19 protein-coding genes and 1 tRNA gene are annotated in these 20,425 nt (G+C 70.3%); 7 read left to right on the forward strand and 13 right to left on the reverse strand.

Annotated features, from left to right (window positions below; translation table 11 throughout):
- Positions 1-23: 23 nt before the first annotated feature.
- Positions 24-3,608, reverse strand: coding sequence for a methionine synthase (gene metH / locus MUG78_RS15050; RefSeq protein WP_246996148.1), 3,585 nt, complete (start codon positions 3,606-3,608; stop codon positions 24-26).
- Positions 3,609-3,659: 51 nt separating this feature from the next.
- Between metH and MUG78_RS15055 the strand changes: the two genes are divergently transcribed.
- A complete protein-coding gene (locus MUG78_RS15055; protein ID WP_246996150.1) occupies positions 3,660-4,538 on the forward strand; it encodes a PAC2 family protein in 879 nt (292 codons plus the stop codon).
- A 31-nt stretch (positions 4,539-4,569) separates the two neighbouring features.
- Here the strand turns inward: MUG78_RS15055 and MUG78_RS15060 are convergent, their stop codons facing one another.
- Genes MUG78_RS15060 through MUG78_RS15085 form a run of 6 tightly spaced genes read right to left on the reverse strand, consistent with a single transcriptional unit; the run spans position 4,570 to position 9,352 of the window.
- Positions 4,570-4,875, reverse strand: a complete 306-nt coding sequence (locus MUG78_RS15060; protein WP_246996153.1) for a hypothetical protein — start codon at positions 4,873-4,875, stop codon at positions 4,570-4,572.
- Positions 4,872-6,119 (reverse strand): cysteine--1-D-myo-inosityl 2-amino-2-deoxy-alpha-D-glucopyranoside ligase, encoded by a 1,248-nt coding sequence (gene mshC, locus MUG78_RS15065; protein WP_246996155.1) that lies wholly within the window; start codon positions 6,117-6,119, stop codon positions 4,872-4,874. The genes MUG78_RS15060 and mshC overlap by 4 nt, the downstream gene beginning before the upstream one ends.
- Positions 6,120-6,153: 34 nt before the next feature.
- Positions 6,154-6,966, reverse strand: coding sequence for an SCO1664 family protein (locus tag MUG78_RS15070; RefSeq protein WP_246996157.1), 813 nt, complete (start codon positions 6,964-6,966; stop codon positions 6,154-6,156).
- Positions 6,963-7,697: a DUF3090 domain-containing protein gene (locus tag MUG78_RS15075; RefSeq protein WP_246996159.1), complete on the reverse strand. Its 735-nt coding sequence runs from the start codon at positions 7,695-7,697 to the stop codon at positions 6,963-6,965. The genes MUG78_RS15070 and MUG78_RS15075 overlap by 4 nt, the downstream gene beginning before the upstream one ends.
- A 58-nt stretch (positions 7,698-7,755) precedes the next feature.
- On the reverse strand, positions 7,756-8,466 hold the full coding sequence (locus MUG78_RS15080; protein WP_246996162.1) for an MSMEG_4193 family putative phosphomutase: 711 nt from the start codon (positions 8,464-8,466) through the stop codon (positions 7,756-7,758).
- Between the two features lie 46 nt (positions 8,467-8,512).
- Positions 8,513-9,352 carry an undecaprenyl-diphosphate phosphatase gene (locus MUG78_RS15085; RefSeq protein WP_246996165.1) on the reverse strand — a complete coding sequence of 280 codons (840 nt, stop codon included), beginning with the start codon at positions 9,350-9,352 and terminating at the stop codon, positions 8,513-8,515.
- A gap of 130 nt (positions 9,353-9,482) precedes the next feature.
- On the opposite strand from MUG78_RS15085, the gene MUG78_RS15090 reads away from it, so the two are divergent.
- Together MUG78_RS15090 and MUG78_RS15095 are read left to right on the forward strand one after the other, a co-directional pair.
- Positions 9,483-10,523 carry a YncE family protein gene (locus tag MUG78_RS15090; protein WP_246996167.1) on the forward strand — a complete coding sequence of 347 codons (1,041 nt, stop codon included), beginning with the start codon at positions 9,483-9,485 and terminating at the stop codon, positions 10,521-10,523.
- A gap of 12 nt (positions 10,524-10,535) precedes the next feature.
- Complete coding sequence (locus MUG78_RS15095) at positions 10,536-11,669, forward strand: quinone-dependent dihydroorotate dehydrogenase (protein WP_308221372.1); 1,134 nt, start codon at positions 10,536-10,538, stop codon at positions 11,667-11,669.
- A gap of 28 nt (positions 11,670-11,697) precedes the next feature.
- Here MUG78_RS15095 and MUG78_RS15100 read toward each other — a convergent pair whose 3' ends face one another.
- The 3 genes from MUG78_RS15100 to MUG78_RS15110 all read right to left on the reverse strand — a co-directional run bounded on the left by MUG78_RS15100 (position 11,698) and on the right by MUG78_RS15110 (position 14,569).
- Positions 11,698-12,240 (reverse strand): YbhB/YbcL family Raf kinase inhibitor-like protein, encoded by a 543-nt coding sequence (locus MUG78_RS15100; RefSeq protein WP_246996169.1) that lies wholly within the window; start codon positions 12,238-12,240, stop codon positions 11,698-11,700.
- A 70-nt stretch (positions 12,241-12,310) separates the two neighbouring features.
- Positions 12,311-13,177, reverse strand: coding sequence for a universal stress protein (locus tag MUG78_RS15105; protein ID WP_246996172.1), 867 nt, complete (start codon positions 13,175-13,177; stop codon positions 12,311-12,313).
- A 57-nt stretch (positions 13,178-13,234) separates the two neighbouring features.
- On the reverse strand, positions 13,235-14,569 hold the full coding sequence (locus MUG78_RS15110) for a M20/M25/M40 family metallo-hydrolase (RefSeq protein WP_246996175.1): 1,335 nt from the start codon (positions 14,567-14,569) through the stop codon (positions 13,235-13,237).
- A 96-nt stretch (positions 14,570-14,665) separates the two neighbouring features.
- Between MUG78_RS15110 and MUG78_RS15115 the strand changes: the two genes are divergently transcribed.
- The 3 genes from MUG78_RS15115 to MUG78_RS15120 all read left to right on the forward strand — a co-directional run bounded on the left by MUG78_RS15115 (position 14,666) and on the right by MUG78_RS15120 (position 16,312).
- Positions 14,666-14,754, forward strand: a tRNA-Leu gene (locus MUG78_RS15115).
- Positions 14,755-14,885: 131 nt separating this feature from the next.
- Complete coding sequence (locus tag MUG78_RS18355; RefSeq protein ID WP_308221373.1) at positions 14,886-15,566, forward strand: chloride channel protein; 681 nt, start codon at positions 14,886-14,888, stop codon at positions 15,564-15,566.
- Positions 15,452-16,312, forward strand: coding sequence for a chloride channel protein (locus tag MUG78_RS15120; RefSeq protein WP_308221374.1), 861 nt, complete (start codon positions 15,452-15,454; stop codon positions 16,310-16,312). The genes MUG78_RS18355 and MUG78_RS15120 overlap by 115 nt, the downstream gene beginning before the upstream one ends.
- Here the strand turns inward: MUG78_RS15120 and MUG78_RS15125 are convergent.
- Positions 16,309-16,980 (reverse strand): VOC family protein, encoded by a 672-nt coding sequence (locus tag MUG78_RS15125; protein ID WP_246996178.1) that lies wholly within the window; start codon positions 16,978-16,980, stop codon positions 16,309-16,311. The genes MUG78_RS15120 and MUG78_RS15125 overlap by 4 nt on opposite strands.
- A gap of 112 nt (positions 16,981-17,092) precedes the next feature.
- Here MUG78_RS15125 and MUG78_RS15130 point away from each other — a divergent pair, with 112 nt between their 5' ends.
- Complete coding sequence (locus MUG78_RS15130) at positions 17,093-17,926, forward strand: crotonase/enoyl-CoA hydratase family protein (RefSeq protein ID WP_246996181.1); 834 nt, start codon at positions 17,093-17,095, stop codon at positions 17,924-17,926.
- A 30-nt stretch (positions 17,927-17,956) separates the two neighbouring features.
- Here MUG78_RS15130 and MUG78_RS15135 read toward each other — a convergent pair whose 3' ends face one another.
- Both MUG78_RS15135 and htpG read right to left on the reverse strand, forming a co-directional pair.
- Complete coding sequence (locus tag MUG78_RS15135; RefSeq protein WP_246996184.1) at positions 17,957-18,430, reverse strand: nitroreductase family deazaflavin-dependent oxidoreductase; 474 nt, start codon at positions 18,428-18,430, stop codon at positions 17,957-17,959.
- Between the two features lie 26 nt (positions 18,431-18,456).
- Positions 18,457-20,376 carry a molecular chaperone HtpG gene (htpG, locus tag MUG78_RS15140; RefSeq protein WP_246996186.1) on the reverse strand — a complete coding sequence of 640 codons (1,920 nt, stop codon included), beginning with the start codon at positions 20,374-20,376 and terminating at the stop codon, positions 18,457-18,459.
- Positions 20,377-20,425 lie beyond the last annotated feature (49 nt).

The following is a 20,425-nucleotide window of genomic DNA, read 5'->3' on the forward strand; positions in this document are numbered from 1 at the left end:
CCCCTTCCCCGTTCGAGTACGAGCTACGTGTTGAAGTACTTGGCTTCCGGGTGATGCAGTACGAAAGCGTCCGTGGACTGCTCCGGATGCAGCTGCAGCTCCTCCGACAGTTCCACGCCGATCCGGCCCGGCTCCAGCAGATCGATCATCTTGGCACGATCTTCCAGGTCCGGGCAGGCACCGTAGCCGAACGAGTACCGCGCACCCCGGTAGTCGAGGTCGAAGAAGCCCTGGGTGGCCTCCGGGTCGTCGTCGGCGGCGCTGCCCGCGGCGAACTTGAGTTCGCTGCGCACCCGCTGGTGCCAGTACTCGGCCAGGGCCTCGGTGAGCTGCACGCCGATGCCGTGCACCTCGAGGTAGTCGCGGTAGCTGTTGGCTGCGAACAGTTCGTTGGCGAAGTCGGCGATCGGGTTGCCCATGGTGACGAGTTGGAAGGGCAGCACGTCGACGGTGCCGTCGGCCAGGGCCTGCTCGCGCGACTTGAGGAAGTCGGCGATGCACAGGAAGCGCGACCGCTGCTGGCGCGGGAAGGTGAAGCTGTGCCGGACGGGCGCGTCCGGGCGCGGCTCGGTGAGCACGTGCACGGTGTCGCCCTCGCTGACAGCCGGGAAGTACCCGTAGACCACGGCGGCGTGCGCAAGGATCCCCTCGGTGGACAGTCGATCCAGCCAGTACCGCAGGCGCGGACGGCCCTCGGTCTGGACGAGCTCGTCGTAGTCCGGGCCCTCGGTACCGCGGGTGCCGCGCAGTCCCCACTGCCCCAGGAACAGGGCGCGCTCGTCGACCATGGAGGCGTAGTCGGCCACCGGGATGCCCTTGACGATGCGGCTGCCCCAGAACGGCGGCGTCGGCGTCTCGTTGTCGGTGGCGACGTCCGAGCGGTCCGGCACCTCCACGGGCACCTCGGCCGCCTTGCGCTGCGCGGCGATGCGCTGCGAACGCTCGCGCCGGGCGGTGCGCTCGGCCACCTTGGCCGCGGCGGCCTTGGCCTCGGGGCTGTCCGGATCCGGACCCTCCCCGCGCTTGATCGCCATCACCTGGTCCATCAGGCTCAGACCCTCGAAGGCGTCGCGCGCGTAGCGCACCTCGCCGTCGTACACGTCGGCCAGATCGCTCTCCACGTAGCTGCGGGTGAGGGCGGCGCCGCCGAGGAGGACCGGGATGTCGCTCTTGCCGCGCGAGTTCATCTCCTCGAGGTTCTCCTTCATCACCACCGTCGACTTCACGAGCAGACCGGACATGCCGATCACGTCGGCGCCGGACTCCTCCGCGGCCGACAGGATGGTGGCGATCGGCTGCTTGATGCCGATGTTGACCACGTCGTAGCCGTTGTTGGACAGGATGATGTCGACGAGGTTCTTGCCGATGTCGTGGACGTCGCCCTTGACGGTGGCCAGCACGATCTTGCCCTTGCCGTCTTCGCCGGTGGCCTCCATGAACTGCTCGAGGTGGGCCACCGAGGTCTTCATCACCTCGGCCGACTGCAGCACGAACGGCAGCTGCATCTGCCCGGACCCGAACAGTTCGCCCACCGTCTTCATGCCGGCCAGAAGATGCTCGTTGATGATCTCCAGCGGCGGGATCTGCGCGCGGGCCTCGTCGAGATCCTCGATGAGGCCGTTCCGTTCGCCTTCGACGATGCGGGCCTGCAGTCGTTCCAGCAGCGGCATGGCGGCCAGCTCGGCGGCGCGCGTCTCGCGGGCCGAGGCCGCCGACACGCCCTCGAAGAGCTCCATCAGCCGCTGCAGCGGGTCGTAGCCCTCGCGGCGGCGGTCGTAGACCAGGTCCAGCGCCACCTCGCGCTGCTCGTCCGGGATGCGCGCCATCGGCAGGATCTTGGAGGCGTGCACGATCGCGGTGTCCAGGCCCGCCTGCACGCATTCGTGCAGGAAGACCGAGTTCAGCACCTGGCGGGCGGCCGGGTTCAGACCGAAGGAGATGTTCGAGATGCCGAGCGTGAAGTGCACCTCGGGGTAGGCCTCGTGCAGGCGGCGGATCGCTTCGATGGTCTCGATGCCGTCCCGGCGCACCTCCTCCTGGCCGGTGGAGATCGGGAACGTGAGGGCATCGATGATGATGTCCTCCTGCTCCAGGCCCCAGTTGTCGATCAGGTCGGTGATCAGGCGCTCGGCGATGGCGACCTTGTGGTCGGCGGTGCGGGCCTGCCCCTCCTCGTCGATGGTGAGGGCGACGACGGCCGCGCCGTGCTCGGCGACGTGCTCCATGATGCGGGTGAACCGGGAGGTCGGGCCGTCCCCGTCCTCGTAGTTCACCGAGTTCACCGCGCAGCGCCCGCCGAGGTGCTCGAGGCCCGCGGCGATCACGTCCGGCTCGGTGGAGTCGATCATGATCGGCAGCGTCGACGCGGTCGCGAGGCGGCTGGCCAGCTGGGTCATGTCGGCGGCTCCGTCGCGGCCCACGTAGTCGACGTTGAGGTCGAGCATGTGCGCGCCGTCGCGGGTCTGGTTCTTGGCGATCTCCATGCACTGCTGGTAGTCGCCGGAGATCATCGCCTCGCGGAAGGCCTTGGAGCCGTTGGAGTTGGTGCGCTCGGCCACCACCAGGAAGCTGGCGTCCTGGTGGAACGGGACGGCCGTGTACAGCGACGACGTCTCCGACTCATGCGCGGGGATGCGCTGGGCCGGGGTGACCGCGGCGACGGCCTCGGCGACCTGGCGGATGTGCTCGGGGGTGCTGCCGCAACAGCCGCCGACGAACTGCAGGCCGTAGTCGGCGACGAAGCCGGCCAGCGCGGACGCCATCTGCTCGGGTGTCAACGGGTACTCGGCGCCGTTGCGCCCCAGCACCGGCAGACCCGCGTTGGGCATCACCGACACCGGGATGCGGGCGTGCTTGGACAGGTACCGCAGGTGCTCGCTCATCTCTTCCGGTCCGGTGGCGCAGTTGAGGCCGACGACGTCGACGCCGAGCGGCTCGATCGCGGCGAGCGCGGCACCGATCTCCGAGCCCACCAGCATGGTGCCGGTGGTCTCGACGGTCACGTGCGTGATGATCGGCAGGTGGCGGCCGGCCTGGTCCATCGCCCGCCGCGCACCCACGACGGCGGCCTTGAGCTGCAGCAGATCCTGGCAGGTCTCGATCAGGATGGCGTCGGCCCCGCCGTCGAGCATGCCGAGAACGCACTCGATGTAGGCGTCGCGGATCAGCGCGAACGTGGTGTGGCCGAGGCTGGGCAGCTTGGTGCCCGGCCCGATCGAACCGAGCACGAACCGGGGGGTGCCGTCGGCGGACGGGCCGAACTCGTCGGCGACGCCGCGGGCGATGGCGGTGCCGCGGTAGGCGAGGTCGCGGATGCGGTCGGCGATGTCATAGTCGCCCAGGTTCGACAGGTTGCAGCCGAACGTGTTGGTCTCGACGGCATCGGCGCCGGCCGCGAAGTAGGCGCGGTGGATGTCGGCGAGCACGTCGGGCCGCGTCTCGTTGAGGATCTCGTTGCAGCCCTCGAGGCCGAGGAAGTCCCGATCGACGTCCAGATCGGCTGCCTGAAGCATGGTCCCCATCGCGCCGTCACCGATCAGAACCCGCCGCGACATGGCCTGCAGGAAGGTCGTGTCGTACTGGCTGGAGTCCGGAGGAGAGATAGGCATGTACCCCACAGTAGTTCGCCCGCGATTCGCCTTCGACCGTAGGCTGGTGCGGTGACCCCAGATCCGAGTGCGTCCGGCGGGGACGCCCTGCCGCAATTGCGCCGACCGGTCCTGTTAGCGGCCTTCGGCGGCTGGACCGATGCCGGCGACGCCGCATCGGCGGTGGTCGAGCATCTCTCGCTGACCTGGACCGCCGTCGACCTGCGGGAGATCGACCCCGACGACTACTACGACTATCAGGCGACGCGGCCCACCATTCACCTGTCCGACGGCGTCACCCGACGGCTGAGTTGGCCGTCGACGTCGATCTCCTACTGCCGGGTGCCCACCGCCCACCGGGACCTGGTCCTGGTGCTCGGCATGGAGCCCAATCTGCGCTGGCGCGCGTTCTGCCAGGAGATCGTCGACCTGGCCGTCGACCTCGACGTCGAGACCGCGGTGGTGCTCGGCGCCGCGTTCGCCGACAGCCCGCACACGCGGCCGATCCCGGTCAGCGGCAGCGCGCACACCGCCGAGATCGCCGCGCGGTACGGCCTCGCCGCCTCGTCGTACGACGGTCCCACCGGGATCACCGGCGTGCTGCAGGACGCCTTCATCCAGATCGGCATCCCGGCGATGGCGCTGTGGGCGTCGGTGCCCCACTACGTCGGGAATCCGCCGAGCCCCAAGGCCACCCTGGCGCTGCTGCACCGGCTGGAACTGCTGGTCGGCCTACCCCTGCCCGTCGGGATGCTGCCCGAGCAGGCCCGGGAGTGGGAGGAGACGGTCAGCGAGATGGTCTTCGCCGACGACGACATGGCCGCCTACGTGCACGAGCTGGAGCAACGGCACGACGACGATCTCGCCGACGGCACCCTGACCGAGGTGGACGGCGACCTGCTGGCGGCCGAGTTCGAGCGCTACCTGCGGCAGCGCGGAAGCAACGACTGAACCCCGAGCCACCGGGCAGCGGGACCCGCGGCTAACCGATCCGCTCGATGGACAGCACCGGGGTGGTGATGCGCCAGGTGCGCACGTCCGGATCGTCGGCCGCGCTCACCCAGAACTGTGCCGGTTCCCCCACCCGGCAGCTGCGCACGCGCAGCAGCGGGATGTCCTGCGAGTCGCGGCGGAGCTCGGCCACCTCCCAGTCGACGTCGTCCTGCCGGCCCACGCCGGGCGCGCGCAGCAGCGTGTTCTCGGTCAGGTCGATCACGTAGGTGGACGTGTGCGTCACCACGGCGAACACACCGTCCCGCGCGTTGTCGGGAATCTCGGTGATGCTCATGCCGACCGCAGATCCACGCCGAGCAGCGCGTCCACCAGGTCGGCGACCTGACCGGGCGCCTCCGCGCTGGATCCGAGACCCGATGCGGTGTCGGCGGCCCAACCGTCGATCGCGGCGAGCGCCTTCGGGGTGTCGAGGTCGTTGGCCAGGTGGGTGCGCACCCGTTCGACGATGCCGTCGGCGGCCGGTCCGGCCGGCGCCGCGACCGCCGCGCGCCAGCGGGCGAAGCGCTCCTGCGCCGTCGCCAGCTGAGCGTCGGTCCACATCCGGTCCTGCCGGTAGTGTCCGTCGAGCAGGCCCAGGCGGATCGCGCCTGCGTCGACGCCCGCCGCCAGCAGCTTGGAGACGAGCACCAGATTGCCCAGGCTCTTGGACATCTTCTCGCCGTCGAGGCCGATCATGCCGGTGTGCGCGTAGTGGCGGGCGAAGCGTCGCTGCCCGGCCAGCGCCTCACCGTGCGCGGCCGAGTACTCGTGGTGCGGGAAGATCAGGTCGCTGCCGCCACCCTGGATGTCGAAGGTCTCGCCGAGCCGGTTCAGTGCGATCACCGAGCACTCGATGTGCCAGCCGGGACGACCCGCGCCGAACGCCGCCTCCCACGACGGTTCGCCCGGGCGGGCGGCGCGCCACAGCAGCGCGTCGATCGGGTCCCGCTTGCCGGGGCGGTCCGGATCGCCGCCGCGTTCGGCGAACAGTCGCTCCATGGTGGCGCGGTCGTAGTTGGACTCGTAGCCGAAGACGTCGGTGGCGTCGGCCCGGTAGTACACGTCGGGGTATTCGTCCTCGTCGACGACGTACGCGGCGCCGGACTCGAGCAGCGCGCCCACGGCGGCGATCACCTCGTCGACCGATTCGATCGCGCCGATGTAGTCGCGCGGCGGCAGCACGCGCAGCGCCGTCATGTCCGACCGGAACAGGTCGATCTGGCTGTCGCCGAGCGCCCGCCAGTCGACGCCGTCGCGGGCGGCGCGCTCGAACAGCGGGTCGTCGACGTCGGTGATGTTCTGCACGTAGTGGACGTCATGCCCCTGGTCCCGCAGGACCCGGTTGACGAGGTCGAACGCCAGATAGGTGGCGGCGTGGCCGAGATGAGTGGCGTCGTACGGGGTGATGCCGCACACGTACATGGTGGCGACGGGGCCCGGCGCCACCGGCTTGACCTGCTGATCAGCGGTGTCGTAGAGACGCAGCGCGGGCCCGGTGCCGGGCAGCTCGGGGACGGAGGGCGACGGCCAAGAGTGCATGACTGTCCACTCTAACGGGGCGCGGCCCGGCCGTTCAGAAGGGTGGCCAGGGGATGGCGCGCTCGTGCGGCGGCCGCGGCAACGGATCTCCCGCGGCGAGCGCCTCGACGCGCGCACGCAGGGCCTCGACTTCCCCGTCGGAGATCAGGTCCCGCAGCTGGGCGGCCAGGTCGCCGTCGGTGCGCAGCCGCTCGGCGAACGCCTGCAGGTCGGTGCGGGTCGGTTCGTCCACCGCGCGCCCTGCCCAGCCCCACAGGACGGTGCGCAGCTTCGGTTCGCGGTGCAGAGTCAGGCCGTGGTCGATGCCGTACAGGCGGCCGTCGACGTCGACCAGGATGTGCCCGCCCTTGCGGTCGGCGTTGTTCAGGATCGCGTCGAGCACCGCCAGCCGCCGCAACCGGTCGTCGGTGGCGTGCGCCACGGCGACCACCGAACCGTCGTCGTCGTGGGCGCGCAGGATCGGGACGTAGCCGTCCGGGATGGCGTCGGCGGGAACGATCTCCACCGGCTCGGGGCCCACCGGCTCCTCCGGCTGGTCGATCCACACCTGCAGCATCCCGGGGCCGAGTTCGGCCTCCGGCGGCCCCTCGGTGCGCAGCACGGTCTCCGGGATGAGGTCCCAGCCCAGGGCCGCGTCGATCACGCGGGCGGCCACCTCGCGCCCGGCGAGGGTGCCGTCCGGGAAGTCCCACAGCGGGGTCTCGCCGCGCACCGGCTTGTACACGCACTGGACCGTGTCGTCACCGCTGCTCACCAGGCAGACCAGGGCGAGATTGCTGGCCCCCCGGATCTGGCCGTACAACGACAATTCGCCCTCGGACAGCAGGCGGCGCAGCTGCGCGGTCACCGCCGGTCGCCGGGTTCGGGGCCCGGCTCGTCCTCGTCGTCCGGGGCCGGGTCGTCCGAGCGCGGCTCGTCCGGGTCGGCATTGTCGACCTCGAAGGAGGCGTCGAAGCCCGGCACCAGCCGACCCAGGATGGCCAGCACTTCCGGGTCCACGAACTCCAGGGAGCGGCTGAACTCACCGTCGCGTTTGTAGCCGTTGCTGCGGGCACAGATGTGTCCGGCCGGGTCCAGCGGCTGCTGGCACAGCGGGCACTGCGGGCGGCCGGCCGCGACCACGCGCATCGACCGCGCGGAGAACTCGCGGGCGGCCGGTGCGGTCAGGAAGACGCGGACGGTGTCCGGCCCCTCGGCGCTGTCGTCGAGGATCATCGCCTCGTCGATCGGCTCCTCGGTCACCGCGAGCAGTTCCACCACGACGGCGGCGGCCTCGGCGTCCCAGCCCAGCCCCATCGACCCCACGTGGAACTCGGCGTCGATCGGCATCGTCAGCGGCGAATTGTCGGCCACCACGCTGGTCTCCGGTGGCACGGCGGTGCCGAACCGGCGGTTCACCTCGTCGAGCAGGTAGCCCAGGCGGTCGGCCAGGATCAGTACCTGCTGCTTCTCGATCTGCACGCTCACGATCTGGGCGCCGGTCGAGACCTGCAGGAAGAAGGTCCGGTCCCCCGGTTGTCCGACGGTGCCGGCGACGAAGCGCTCGGGTTCACGGAATTCGTGGATGGTGCGGGGCATCGGTCAACTCACCTCGTTCGCGACGAAACTTGTTCGGCAGAACTCAACCGTACCTGCGCTAGCCACGCGCGGAGGGGCTCGAGTCGGTTCCGGTGGAACCGCCGACGACCGCGGCCGCGGACGGCCGCGCGGGCAGGGTCAGCACCCCGTTGTTGTTGACGGTGTGCACGTACGGCCGCGACGCCGCGTAGTGCACCACGCTGATCGACGCCGGGTCGACGATGATGCGCTGAAAGGAGTCCAGGTGCATGCCCAGCGCGTCGGCGAGGATCGATTTGAGGACGTCGCCGTGCGAGCACACCACCCACAGTCCGTGCCCGTCGTCGCCGCCGTAGACGCGGTCGAGCGCCCGCACCGCGCCGCTGGCCCGCCCGAAGACGTCGGCCAGCCCCTCCCCACCGGGGAAGACCGCGGCGGACGGGTTGCGCTGCACCACCTTCCACAGCGGCTCGTCGACCAGATCCTTGAGCGGCCGGTTGCTCCAGTCGCCGTAGTCCACTTCGACGAGCCGGTCGTCGACCACCTCGGGCGCGGGCCCGACCGAACGCTGCCCGAGCGCTGCCACCAGGGGTGCGACGGTCTCCGCGCACCGCTGCAGCGGCGACCGCACCACCGCGCCGATCTGGTCGAAGACTCCGCCGAGGCGTTCGGTCAGGTCGGCCGCTTGAGCCAGGCCCTTCTCGTCGAGTGCGACGCCGGGTGTGCGGCCGGCGAGCAGCCCGGAGGTGTTGGCCGTCGAACGTCCGTGGCGGACCAGGATCACCGTCATGACTGCCAGCCTAAAGCCCGCGCGGGGGCCGATGAGTAGGGGGCGATCAGTAGGCGGCGACGACGCCGGTGGCCAGCAGGATCAGAATGACGCTGCCCAGGATCACCCGGTAAGCGGCGAACCAGTTCATCGAGTGGTTGCTGACGAACTTGAGCAGCCAGGCGATCGCCGCATAACCGACGACGAACGCGATGACGGTGGCCACCACGATCTGCCCGGCCCCCGCCTGCAGTCCGTCGTTCGACGGTTCGAACGCGTCCTTGAGGCTGTACAGACCCGAGCCGAGCACCGCGGGGATGGCGATCAGGAAGGAGAACCGGAACGCGGCTTCGCGGTTGAGCCCGAGGAACAGGCCGGCGCTCGCGGTGGCGCCCGACCGGGAGACGCCCGGGATCAGCGCCAGACACTGCGCCAGACCCATCACGATCGCGTCGGTGCGGGTCAACTGCTCCAGATCGCGTCGCTGCGTCGCGTACCGCTCGGCCGCCACGAAGACGAAGGAGAACAGGATCAGCATGATCGCGATCAGCCACAGGTTACGGCCCACGGTGCGGATCTGGTCGGTGAACAGGAAACCGAGGACGACGATGGGGATCGTCGCCAAGATCACATACCAGCCGACGCGGTAGTCGATGCCGCGCCGATCCGGGTTCCGCAGCCCGGCGAACCAGGCCGCGAGGATGCGGGCGATGTCCTTGGCGAAGAAGACCAGGACGGCCAGTTCGGTGCCCAGCTGGGTCACCGCGGTGAAGGACGCTCCGGCGTCTTCCCCGGCCCACAGCTCGGAGACGATCCGCAGGTGGGCGGAGGAGGAGATCGGGAGGAACTCGGTGAGTCCCTGCACGGTCCCCAGAACGATGGACTGCGCCCAGCTCATGTCGGTCACGAGGGCACACTGTACCCGCCGTTCTCGCGTCCACCGTGTGTTCGGGCCTGGGGTCGCCGAGGAGGATTGGACCGCGGATCACACCGCCCCAGCTCGCCACCGACCCGGCTTCTCACGCAAGATAGAGGCCATGCGTCTTTCGACCCGATTCGCCGCGGCGGCGACCGCTCTCGTCCTGGCCGGCACTCTGGCCGCCTGCGGCTCCGACGAGGTGAACGTCGGCGACGGTGCCGGCGATGTGGCCAAGGTGGAGCCGGCGACGGCGCTCGCCTCCCCGCCGGAGACCGGACAGCCGACCGGCCTGGTGGTCCCCGCGGCCGCGGGCACGGCCCTGGCCCAGTCCGGTTCCACGGTGGCCGTCCTCGGCGACGACGGCGTGGTCCGCCTGCACACCGCGCCCGGCGCCGCCGACACCCCGGCCCCGCGCGAGGTCGCGGCCAAGCAGGTCAGCGCCCTGATCGCGGACGGCGACGGCTTCCTGATCGCCTCCCCGGAGCAGCTGTCCCGGGTGGCGGCCGACGGCACCGTGACCAAGGTCGCCGACGCCCAGGGCGAGGTGCTGAGCCTCGGCCGGACCGACGACCGGATCCTGGTGGGCACCGCCGACGGTCACCTGCGGGTGCTCACGCGCTCCGGTGAGCTCAAGCGCGACATCCACGACTTCGTGCGGGTCGACGAGATCCTCGTCGCTCCCGCCGCCGCCGATTGGGGTGATCTGGTGGTGGTGCTCGACCGCGCCCAGTCGCTGGTCGCCCCGGTCGACATCGCCACCGGATCGCGCAAGGCGGCCCTGCGCTCGGGCAACGGCGCCACCGAGGGCATCGTCGACTCCTACGGTCGCGTCCTGGTGAGCAACACCCGCGACAGCGAGATCATCGGCTTCTTCGGTCAGCCGATCGTGATGCGCTTCCGCGCCCCGGTCGCCGACGGCCCGTACGCGCTGGCCTGGGACGAGCAGCAGAAGCTGCTGTGGGTCTCCACCACCGGCAACAACGCGGCGATCGCGTTCGATCTGTCGACCGGCGAGCCGCGCGAGCGCGCCCGCATCGCCACTGTCGGCCAGGTCTCGGCGATCAGCGTCGATCCGTCCAACGGCATGCTGTACCTGCTGTCGGCCCGCGGCGACGGTCTGCAGGCCGTGCCGCGCACCGCCGTCGACGCCGACCGATAGGAAGTGACAGTCGTGTCCGACTCCCCCGTTCCCCTGCGTTCGAAGGTCCTGAGCCTGGTCAACCGGGTGCTGTATCCGCCACTCCTGGCGGTGATGTTCCGGGTGCCGCCGGAGCGGATCCACCACCTGATCTCCCGGCTGCTGCGCTGGGCCGGGCGCACGCCGGTGGTCCGTTCGCTGGTGTCGGCGTCGCTGGCCCCCCGGCACGACGTGTTGGCGTCGACCGCTTTCGGCGTCGACTTCCCGTCGCCCATCGGGTTGGCCGCCGGCTTCGACAAGTCGGCCGAGGCCGTCAACGCGTGGGGACAGATCGGTTTCGGCTACGCCGAGATCGGCACCATCACCGGGCGCCCCCAGCCCGGCAACGAACAGCCGCGCCTGTTCCGGCTGCCCGCCGACAAGGCGCTGATCAACCGGATGGGCTTCAACAATCCGGGCGCGGAGGCGGCCGCCCTGAAACTCGCCGAGCCGCGGCCGGGTCCGCGTCGCGTGCCGATCGGCGCGAACATCGGCAAGACCAAGGTGGTCCCCGTCGAGGACGCCATCGACGACTACCGGTTCAGCGCCCGACTCCTCGGCCCGCTGGCCGACTTCGTCGTGGTGAACGTGTCGTCGCCGAACACGCCGGGGCTGCGCGACCTGCAGGCCGTCGCATCGCTGCGCCCCATCCTGGCCGCCGTGCTCGAGGTGGCCGCGGTGCCGGTGCTGGTGAAGATCGCTCCCGACCTGTCCGACGAGGATGTCGACGCCGTCGCCGACCTGGCCGTGGAGTTGGGTCTGGCCGGCATCGTCGCCACCAACACCACGATCAGTCGGGCCGGGCTGGACACCCCCGCGTCGGCCGTCGAGGCCATCGGTGTCGGCGGTCTGTCCGGTCCGCCGGTGAAGCAGCGGTCCCTGGAGGTGCTGCGTCGCCTGCACGCCCGCGTCGGCGACCAGGTGACGCTGGTGAGTGTCGGCGGTATCGAGACGGTCGACGACGCCTGGGAACGCATTCTGGCCGGTGCGAGCCTGCTGCAGGTGTACACCGGCTTCATCTACGGCGGTCCGGTGTGGCTGCAGGAGCTCAACGACGGGATCGCCGCGCGCCTGCAGGCCGCGGGCTACGCGGGCCTGCAGGACGCGATCGGCGCAGCCGCCCGCTGAGTCAGCGGGCGGCCGACGCCGGGAGGCGCTACTCGTCGCCGGCCTGCTCGAAGATGCCGACCAGGCCGCCGCGGGCGATCGCCTGCGAGAACAGGTTGAAGCCGAGGAACGCGGGCGAGGCGCCGTCGGGCAGCTCCAGCGACTCGACGCCCACCGCGTGCACCACGAAGAAGTAGCGGTGCGGACCGTGACCGGGGGGCGGGCCGGCACCGACGAACTGGGCCAGACCGGCGTCGTTGCGCAGGGTCACGGCCTGATCGGGCAGGCTGGCGGCCCCCGGCGCGCCCGCACCGACGGGCAGCGAGGTGACCGATGCCGGGATGTCGGCGACGGCCCAGTGCCAGAATCCGGACGCGGTTGGTGCGTCCGGGTCGAAGCAGGTGACCACGAAACTCTTGGTGTCGGCCGGAAAACCGGACCAGCTCAACTGCGGCGAGACGTCCTCGCCGCCTGCGCCGAAGATGGCCGAGGCCTGCGGCAGCGGCAGGCTCTGGCCGTCGACGAAGGTCTCGGAGGTGACGGTGATCTCGGGCAGGGGCGGAAGCGCCTCATATGGATTCAACTCAGGCATGTCTCTCATCCTTCCCTACCGCGCCGCCGCGCGCGGAGGGAACACGCGGCGGCCGCAAGCACCGGGAACCTCAGGCGGGCACGACCATCACCGGGCAGGTGGCCACCTGCAGGACCGACTGGCTCGTCGAACCGAGCAGCAGACCGCGGAAGCCGCCGCGGCCGCGGCTGCCCATGACGATCAGCTGCGCGTCGGCGGCCGATTCGAGGATCTGCGTGGCCGGCGCCTCGGTGGTGACGGCCGTCGTGACCGACACGTCCGGGTAGTCGCCGAGGGCGCCCGCGAGCTGGGATCCGAGCGCCTCGTGCGCTTCGTCGGTGAGCTGCTGCCGCTCGTCGTGCAGGCGATCGAAGTAGGCCGCACCTGCATTGCCGCCGTAGGTGTGCACCGCGATCAGCGGTGCCTGCAGGAACGAGGCCTGCTCGAAGGCGGCGCCGATCGCCGCACTCGACACCGGCGATCCGTCGACCGCGACGACCACCGGTCCGGTGGTGCGCGGCGACTCCGGCACCACCACCACGGGGCAGTCGGCGTGCGCCACGACGTCGGTGCTGACCGAGCCCAGCAGGAGCCCGGTGACCCCGCCCAGGCCGCGGCGGCCGAGCACCATCAGGTGGGCGCGCGAGGACAGCTCGCGCAGCACGAGTGCGGGTCGGCCGTCGAGGATCTCGACGGTGGCGTCCACGCCGGGCGCCGCTTCACCGATCACGTCGCGGGCGATGTCGAGCGCGCCCTCGGCGAAGGCGCGGGAGGCGTCGGCGTACGCCTGCGCCATCGCGATCGCCGAGCCGTACTGCAGGATCGGCGGTTCGACGACGCTGACCACCCGCAGCGGGCGATTCTCCCGCTGCGCGGCCAGGGCGGCCCACCGGACGCCGTCCAGCGCCAGCTCGGATCCGTCTACCGCCGTCACGATCGGTGCATTGAGTCTCGACATCGTGGTGCACAACCCCTTTTGCTCAGTTCGTCTGATTCCCGCCCTCCAACCTACCGGTCAGCAGTTGCGCAGGAAATGCTCCATGACGCGGGTGCCGAACAGCACCGATTCGACCGGGACGCGCTCGTCGATGCCGTGGAACAGCGCGGCGAAGTCCAGTTCCGGCGGCAGTTGCAGCGGCGCGAAACCGAAGCAGCGGATGCCGAGCTTCACGAAGGCCTTCGCGTCGGTGCCGCCGGACAGCATGTACGGCACGGTGCGGCCCTGCGGGTCGTGCGCGAGGATCGCGTCGTTCATCGCGTCCACCAGGTCGCCGTCGAACGTAGTCTCCACCGCGCCGAGGTCGGTGATCCATTCGCGGCGGACATTGGGCCCGATCAGCTCGTCGATCGTGGCCTCGAATTCGGCGCGACGGCCGGGCAGGACGCGGCAGTCGATCACCGCTTCGGCGCGCTGCGGGATCACGTTGGCCTTGTAGCCGGCCGACAGCATGGTCGGGTTGGCCGTGTCGCGCAGCGTGGCACCGATGATGCTGGCCAGGTTGCCGATCTTGAACAGCGCCGACTCCAGGTCCGGGGTGTCCGGGGAGAACTCCAGGCCGGTCTCCTCCGACAACGCCGCCAGGAACTCGGCGACCGCATCCGTCATCACCAGCGGGAAGGTGTGAGCGCCGATGCGAGCGACGGCCGCGGCGACCTCGGTGACGGCGTTGTTCTCGTGCAGGAAGGAGCCGTGGCCGGCGCGTCCCTCGGCGGTCAGCCGCATCCACGACAGGCTCTTCTCGGCGGTCTCCACCAGGTACAGGCGCCGCACCTCGCCGTCGGGGCGGTCGACGGTCAGCGAGAAGCCGCCCACCTCGCCGACCGCTTCGGTGATCCCGTCGAACAGATCGGGCCGATGCTCGACGAGCCACTGCGAACCCCACGTGCCGCCGGCCTCCTCGTCGGCGAGGAACGCGAACACGATCTCCCGCGGCGGCACCACACCGTCGCGCTTGAGCTGCCGCGCCAGCGCCAGCATCATGCCCGCCATGTCCTTCATGTCGACGGCGCCGCGCCCCCAGATGTAGCCGTCGCGCACCGCCCCGGAGAACGGGTCGACGCTCCAGTCCTCGGCGGCGGCCGGCACCACGTCCAGGTGGGCGTGCATGAGGAGCGCGCCGCGGTCGCTGTCCGGCGGGCCCGCGAGCCGCGCGAACACGTTGCCGCGGCCCGGCTGACCGGACTCGACGTACTCGGTGGTGTAGCCCACTTCCTCGAGGAGTTTGGCGACCCATTTGGCGCACCCCTCCTCCCCGCGGGTGGTCGTCGGGTCTCCGGTGTTCGAGGTGTCGAACCGGATCAACCGGCTCACCAAGTCCACCACTTCGTCGGTCGCGCGGGGAGTAGTCACACCCCATATTCAAGCCCATTTCCGGCGGATTTGGGATAGTCGGGCCGACATGGTTAGAGTTACACGGCGCACCACGGAAACGCGGTGAGTAAGCAAGTCCGAGTGGCGGAATGGCAGACGCGCTAGCTTGAGGTGCTAGTGTCCTATTAACGGACGTGGGGGTTCAAGTCCCCCCTCGGACACCACCCGAAGGCCCCGGTACATCACGTACCGGGGCCTTCGTCGTGCGGATGGTCTGCCGTCGAGCACCGTCGACCAGATCGGTCTCATTGATTGCTACGGTCGAGATCTACTTTCGACACTCGTGGGGCGGCGGATGAGCACTGGGGCGCAGGGTGGGGCCCACGACGGCGGGCCCCACGACGAAGGGCACGGTGAGGACCACCAGCCCTCGCCGACCGGTCCTGCCGCCGAACCCGCCGAGGACGCGGCCCTGCCCGGCCGCCGCGCGCTCTACTATCTGACCTTCCTGGCCATCGTCGCCGGTATCCTGGCCGGCTTCACCGGCGGCGCCTTCCGCTGGGTCCTCATCAAGGCCGACGCGCTGCGCACCGATCTGGCCGATTGGGCCCATGCCCACGGCCCATGGGCATGGCTCGTCCCGGTCGTCGTCAGTGCCGCCGCTGCAGCACTCGCCACCGGGATCGCGTCGCGCTGGCCGATGTCGGCGGGCAGCGGCATCCAGCAGGTGGAAGCGACCGAACGCGACGAGGACCGCGCCGCGCCGGCCACCACGATCCCCGCACGCTTCGTCGGCGGCGTCCTCGCCATCGGTGCGGGCGGTCTGGTCCTGGGCCGCGAAGGTCCGACCGTCCACATCGGTGCCGCCTTCGGCACCCTCGTCGGCCGGATCGCCCGCGTCACCCTCGACGAGATCCGCGCGTGCTGCAGAGTTGCCTGGCCGGCGCCGGCCTGGCGGTGGCGTTCAACGCCCCCATCGGCGGCGCCGTCTTCGTCTTCGAGGAGATCGCCCACAAGATCCGGATCCGCTACCTGATCTGGACCATCGCCGCAGTCGCGGCGGCGATCAGCTGCAGCCGCGTGATCCTCGGCAACCACCCCGATTTCGCCGTGCAGAAGGTCGCCGAACCGTCGATCGCCACGCTCCCGCTCTTCGTGGTCTTCGGCATCGTCATCGGCCTGATCGGGGTGGGATACAACGCCCTGATCGTGCGACTGATGTCCGCCGTCCGAGGATTTCACCGTCTGCCCGCGGTCGCCAAGGGGGCACTGATCGGCGCGCTGATCGGCGTCTGCCTGGTCTACCTGCCCGATGCCGTCGGCGGCGGCGACGCGGTGACCCAGCGCATGCTCGACGGTCAGCAGATCGCCTTCTGGACGCTCACCCTCTACCTGGCGCTGCGGTTCTGCTCCGGCCCGCTCTCCTACGCCGCAGGCACCCCGGGCGGCCTGTTCGCGCCGATGCTCGCCCTGGGCACACTCAGCGGCGTGTTCTTCACCCGCCTCGTCGAGTTCGCCGGTGTCTCGGTGGACACCGACACCCGGATCGCCCTGATGATGGCCGGGATGGCCGGACTGTTCGCCGCCGTGGTCCGCGCTCCGTTCACCGGCATCGTGTTGGTGATGGAGATGTGCGCCCTGACGTCGGTGTCGATCTCCATGCTGACCACCGCACTCGGTGCCGTGATCGTCGCGGCCGCCCTGCGCTCGGCACCCGTCTACGACACGCTGCGCGAACAGATGCTGGCCCAGGAGCAGGCCCGCCGGCTCGCGAAGGATTAGCGAGCGGCCTGCTCCAGCAGGATCGTGGGCGTGCCCAGCGCCCGCTCACGCACCGTCGCCACCCTTGTCCCGGGCTTGCGGCCGACGCGGATCTCGCTGAGCGCCAACCCTTCTCGTGTCAGCCGCGCATGTTCGACGTCCAGGTCCGCGACGCGCCAGGCCAGCCCCCAGAGACCGAAGTCCGCCGCCTGTTCGCCGCTGCCGGCCAGTACCTCCACCACGACGGACGCGCTCCGGAAGAACACCTGGGCGACGTCCCCGAACTGGCGCACCAGCCGCAGGTCCAGGCCGAGCCGTCCGGCGAACAGCGCGATCGCCGCATCCACCGAGGGAGCCGTGTAGACCACGTGGTCGAGCGTGGGCGCCCCGGCCCGCGCTCCCGCGTCGGCGGTGATCCCCACCGCCGCCACCGATTCCGCGCGCCCGTCCGCGTCGAGCGACAGACCGCGGCGGCCCAGCAGTGCCGTCGCACCGGCCACGTCGGCCGCGGCGAAGGCCGCCCACGGAGCCGACTCGCCCGCTGCCGCGCGGACCGAGCCGTTGCTCGCCGCCCACACACCGGCACTCCCCGCCCCCACCAGGACGTCGTAGGCGGCCGCGGCCGCGGCGGGATCGTCGACGGCCACTGTGACGGCGACGTCACCGAGTTGCAGGGGGTCTGGTGCCATGCGGTCATCCTGGCACGTGTCCTGGCCCACCGGGCTGCCGGGTCGACACCCGATCAGCAGTGCTGATGCCCTAGTCTCTCCGGTGAGAACCCATTACTACCCGGGAGTAACCATGACGTACCGCAGCACCGACTACCAAGCTTTCGAGCTCGCCGTCGCCGACCACGTCGCCGAAGTGACGCTGATCGGCCCCGGCCCGGGCAACGCCATGGGACCGGACTTCTGGAGCGAGCTCGCCGTGATCTTCACCGAGCTCGACGCCGACCCGGACGTGCGCGCGGTGGTGCTGACCGGCGCAGGCAAGCACTTCTCCTACGGACTCGATCTGGCCGCCATGGCCGGCGACCTCTCCGCGGTCCTCGCCGACGGCGCGAAGGCCAAGGCGCGCACCGACTTCCATGGCATGGTGCGCCGCATGCAGGGCGCCATCACCACCGTCGCCGACTGCCGCAAGCCGGTCGTCGCCGCTATCTCCGGCTGGTGCATCGGCGGCGGCGTCGACCTGATCACCGCCGCGGACATCCGCGTCGCCTCCGCCGACGCCAAGTTCAGCGTGCGCGAGGTGCGCGTGGCGATGGTGGCCGACGTGGGCACCCTGGCCCGACTCCCCCAGATCATCGGCGACGGCCACACCCGCGAACTCGCCCTGACCGGTAAGGACGTCGACGCCGCACGCGCCGAGAAGATCGGTCTGGTGAACGATGTCTACGACGATCGCGACGCCGCACTGGCCGCTGCGCGCGCCACCGCCGCCGAGATCGCCGCCAATCCCCCGCTCGTGGTGCAGGGCATCAAGGACGTCCTCGACCACAGCCGCTCGGCGCAGGTGAACGACAGCCTCCGCTACGTGGCCGCCTGGAACGCCGCGTTCCTTCCGAGCCTCGACCTCACCGAGGCCGTGACCGCGATGTTCGCCAAGCGCCCGCCGGTGTTCACCGGCGAGTAGTCGGCCCCGCCCGGACCCGGCCCGCTGGTGTCAGCGGGCCGGGGTCAGCCGGAAGATCGGGATGGTGCGGGTGGTGCGCCGCTCGTAGACGGTGAAGTTCGGCCACACCTTCAGCAGCGACTGCCAGGCCTCGGCGCGTTCGTCGCCGGCGAGTTCACGATGGGTCATCGGCACCAGCTCACCGTGCTCCTCCACCTGCAGGACGGGGGCGGCCCGCAGGTTGTACACCCAGGCGGGCGACTTCGGCGACCCGAAGTACGACCCGGCGACCAGCCATTCGCCGTCGCCGACCGGAGCGGCCAGCACGGTGGTGGTGCGGTCCAGCCCCGACTTGCGACCGCGGATCACCATGGTGACGCTCGGCAGTCCGGCGACGGTCAGCAGGTCGATCCGACCCCCGGTGACCTTCTGCAGCCCGTCGTCGATCTTGACGATGTACGGCAGGTACTCCGGCAACCATTCGATGGCGCCGATCCGCACGGCGATCGGTGTGAGCAGTCCCATGGTGCTCTCCCCTCCTCCCTGTCGGCCTACTGCAGACCCGCGACGAGCGTGTCCGACAGCAGCTTGGCGAACTCGGCCGGGTCGGCGAGCTCACCGCCCTCGGCGAGCACCGCCATCGCGTAGACCAGCTGCGCGGTCGGCACCAACCCGGACCGCTCCTCGCCGGCGTCGGCGTAGGCCTTCGCGAGTCCGGTCACCAACGGGTGATCCGGGTTCAATTCCAACACCCGCTTCATGTGCGGCACCTGCTGTCCGGACGCCCGGTACAGCTTCTCCAGCTGCGGCGACATCGAGAAGGTGTCGCCCACCAGGCAGGCCGCCGAATCGGTGAGCCGCTTGGTGAGACGCGTCTCACTGACGTCGGCGTCGAGCACCTCGGTGAGCCACGCCAACAGATCGGTGAACCCGGCGTCGCGCTCGGCGGTGTCGGTCTCGGCGTCGGCGTCGTCGTCCAACGCCGCCTCGCCCTTGGCCACCGAGACGAACCGGCGGCCGTCGAACTCGGGCATCGCCGACGTCCACAGCTCGTCGACCGGGTCCGACAGCAGCAGCACCTCGATCCCCTTGGCGCGGAAGCCCTCCAGGTGCGGCGAACGTTCGATCTGCTGCCGCGATTCGCCGGTCATGTAGTAGATGACCTGCTGATCGGCCGGGCAGCGTTCGACGTAGTCGGCGAGCGAGGTGGACTCCTCGCCGTGCGTGGTGCCGAAGACCGACGCCTTGAGCACCGCTGGGAAGTTGTCCGGGTCGTTCACCAGACCTTCCTTGAAGACCGGGCCGAAGTGGGTCCAGAACGTCGCGTAGTCCTCGGGCCGACGGTCCTGCAGCTCCTGGACGGTGCTGATCACCTTCTTGACCAGGCGACGACGGATGGCTCGGATCTGCCGGTCCTGCTGCAGCAGTTCGCGCGAGACGTTGAGCGACAGGTCGTTCGCGTCCACCACGCCCTGCACGAACCGCAGGTACTCGGGCAGCAGGTCGGCGCCGTCGTCGGTGATGAAGACGCGACGCACGTACAGGTGCAGGCCACCGCTGCGTTCGCGGGCGAACATGTCCAGCGGCGCCTGCGACGGCAGGAACATGAGGGCCTGGTATTCGAAGGTGCCCTCGGCGTGCAGCGAGATGGTCTCCAGCGGCTCGTCCCAGTTGTGGCTGAGGTGCCGGTAGAAGTCGGCGTACTCGGAGGCCGAGACCTCGTCCTTGGACTTGGCCCACAGCGCCTTCTGCGAGTTCAGGGTCGCGTCGGTCTGCTCGACGGTGGGCTCGCCGCCCTCCTCGCCGGCCGGCACCGTCACCGTCTCGGCCATCCGGATCGGCCACGCGATGAAGTCCGAGTAGCGCTTCACGAGGCCGCGCAGCACGTGCGGGTCGGCGTAGTCGTGCACGGCGTTGTCGGTGTCGGTGGGCTTGAGCGACAGCGTGATCGCCGTACCCTGCGGCGCGTCGGCGACGTCGTCGACGGTGTAGGTGCCGTCGCCGGTCGACTCCCAGCGGGTGCCGGCGGACTCGCCCGCCTTGCGGGTCACCATGGTGACGCGGTCGGCCACCATGAACGCCGAGTAGAAGCCGATGCCGAACTGGCCGATCAGTTCCTCCGAGGCGCCGCCCTCGCCGGCCTCGGCCAGGGCCTGCCGCATCTTGGCGGTGCCCGACTTGGCGACGGTGCCGATCAGGTCGATCACGTCCTCTCGGCTCATCCCGATGCCGTTGTCGGCGACGGTGAGCGTGCGCGCGTCCGCGTCCGGGGTCAGCCGGATGTGCAGATCGGCGACGTCGGCCTCGAGCTCGGAGTCGCGCAGACTCTCCAGTCGCAGCTTGTCGAGCGCATCGGAGGAGTTCGAGATCAGTTCCCGCAGGAAGCTGTCCTTGTTCGAGTAGATCGAATGGACGACGAGGTCCAGCAGCTGTCGCGCCTCGGCCTGAAACTCATGAACCTGCGAACTCATGGGCAAATGTCTCCGATCGGGGAAGAAGGTGGTGGGCGAGCACACGCAT

It is taken from the genome of Gordonia alkaliphila, assembly GCF_023017165.1.
Lineage (GTDB): Bacteria > Actinomycetota > Actinomycetes > Mycobacteriales > Mycobacteriaceae > Gordonia > Gordonia alkaliphila.

Excerpts from the sequence above, each read along its gene's own strand:
- MUG78_RS15105 (WP_246996172.1), bottom strand. The coding sequence starts at position 13,177 with ATGTCGAGACTCAATGCACCGATCGTGACGGCGGTAGACGGATCCGAG.
- MUG78_RS15075 (WP_246996159.1), bottom strand. The coding sequence starts at position 7,697 with ATGCCCCGCACCATCCACGAATTCCGTGAACCCGAGCGCTTCGTCGCC.
- MUG78_RS15130 (WP_246996181.1), top strand. The coding sequence starts at position 17,093 with ATGACGTACCGCAGCACCGACTACCAAGCTTTCGAGCTCGCCGTCGCC.
- MUG78_RS18355 (WP_308221373.1), top strand. The coding sequence starts at position 14,886 with ATGAGCACTGGGGCGCAGGGTGGGGCCCACGACGGCGGGCCCCACGAC.
- mshC (WP_246996155.1), bottom strand. The coding sequence starts at position 6,119 with ATGCACTCTTGGCCGTCGCCCTCCGTCCCCGAGCTGCCCGGCACCGGG.
- MUG78_RS15060 (WP_246996153.1), bottom strand. The coding sequence starts at position 4,875 with ATGAGCATCACCGAGATTCCCGACAACGCGCGGGACGGTGTGTTCGCC.
- MUG78_RS15080 (WP_246996162.1), bottom strand. The coding sequence starts at position 8,466 with ATGACGGTGATCCTGGTCCGCCACGGACGTTCGACGGCCAACACCTCC.
- MUG78_RS15100 (WP_246996169.1), bottom strand. The coding sequence starts at position 12,240 with ATGCCTGAGTTGAATCCATATGAGGCGCTTCCGCCCCTGCCCGAGATC.
- htpG (WP_246996186.1), bottom strand. The coding sequence starts at position 20,376 with ATGAGTTCGCAGGTTCATGAGTTTCAGGCCGAGGCGCGACAGCTGCTG.
- MUG78_RS15090 (WP_246996167.1), top strand. The coding sequence starts at position 9,483 with ATGCGTCTTTCGACCCGATTCGCCGCGGCGGCGACCGCTCTCGTCCTG.
- metH (WP_246996148.1), bottom strand. The coding sequence starts at position 3,608 with ATGCCTATCTCTCCTCCGGACTCCAGCCAGTACGACACGACCTTCCTG.
- MUG78_RS15135 (WP_246996184.1), bottom strand. The coding sequence starts at position 18,430 with ATGGGACTGCTCACACCGATCGCCGTGCGGATCGGCGCCATCGAATGG.
- MUG78_RS15125 (WP_246996178.1), bottom strand. The coding sequence starts at position 16,980 with ATGGCACCAGACCCCCTGCAACTCGGTGACGTCGCCGTCACAGTGGCC.